Source organism: Mesorhizobium sp. M1A.F.Ca.IN.020.06.1.1 (genome assembly GCF_004023265.1).
Lineage (GTDB): Bacteria > Pseudomonadota > Alphaproteobacteria > Rhizobiales > Rhizobiaceae > Mesorhizobium.
Genome location: NZ_RZSR01001422.1, coordinates 1 through 1,038 on the forward strand (window position 1 = coordinate 1; position 1,038 = coordinate 1,038).

Consider the following 1,038-nt stretch of genomic DNA (forward strand, 5'->3'; position numbering starts at 1 on the left):
ATATGGCGCAGGCTTTTGGCCCGCCCTTCCGCGCCGAGGCCGGCGGCAAGCGCATCCGACCCGGGCAAGAAGGTTTTGAGCGGGCGGTCTGCCTCGCGCTGGTTCAAGGAGCGGCTGAGGCCTGCCGGCTGGCCGCCGAGCTGTCACGCCGCTCCGAAAAACTCCTGGCGGTGGCGCCAAAGCTGCGCTCGAAAGGCGCCGGCGACGTGGTTTTTTTGCTGCTCAATGAAGATGCCGTGGCCGGATCGCTGACGACGAAAAACCTGTCGCGCTTCGCGGCGCGGCGCTTGTTCGAGCGGCTGCAGCAGCTCGAGGCCGTGCGCGAACTGTCGGGCCGCGCCAGCTTCCGGCTGTTTGGGCTGTAGCGATGAGCCAAGCCTCCGTTCGCCGCAAGCCAGACGATCAGCCGGCGCTGCTCGACACCGAGCTCGAGCACCTGCCGCCAGAACTGCGCTGGCGCGAATGGATGGGCCGCGTCGAAGCGGTGATCTTTGCCGCCAGCGAGCCTGTGCCGCGCGAGGTGCTGGTGCGGGTAGTGGGAAGAAACTGCAATCTCGATTTGGTCATCGACGACATCCGCGCGGAGCTCGCCGGCCGCCCCTACGAGCTGGTGTCGGTCGCCGGCGGCTGGCAGCACCGCACCAAGAAGGTTTTCGGCGACGCCATCCGCGCCGCCTTCGGCACGCCGGCGGGGCAGGGGACAAAAGAGCTGACGCAGTCGGAAGCGCTCGTCCTGATGTGCATCGCCTACTTCCAGCCGATCACCCGGGGCGAGCTGTCGTCCTTGTTCGGCAAGGAGGTGTCGCGCGACCTTATCGGCGTGCTGCGCGCGCAGGACCTCATCGCCTCGGGGCCGCGCAGCCCCCAGCCGGGCGCGCCCTACACCTATGTGACGACGAAAAATTTCCTGTCCCAGTTCGGGTTCGACACACTGCGCCAGCTGCCGGATTTCGAGGCGCTCGAGGACGCCGGGCTGCTGTCGAAGGAAAAGCTGCTGGCCGGCGACATCATGCACGAGTTTTCCGATCGGGATGAGGA

At 67.0% G+C, this 1,038-nt stretch carries 2 protein-coding genes; both read left to right on the forward strand.

The genetic code is table 11. The features are described 5' to 3' along the window. Positions 1-365 (forward strand): DUF1403 family protein (locus EOA60_RS34525; RefSeq protein ID WP_128312710.1); only part of this gene is annotated, 365 nt, incomplete at its 5' end. A gap of 2 nt (positions 366-367) precedes the next feature. Beyond that, positions 368-1,038, forward strand: a 671-nt coding sequence (locus EOA60_RS34530; RefSeq protein WP_164899838.1) for an SMC-Scp complex subunit ScpB, incomplete at its 3' end; no start/stop codon positions are given.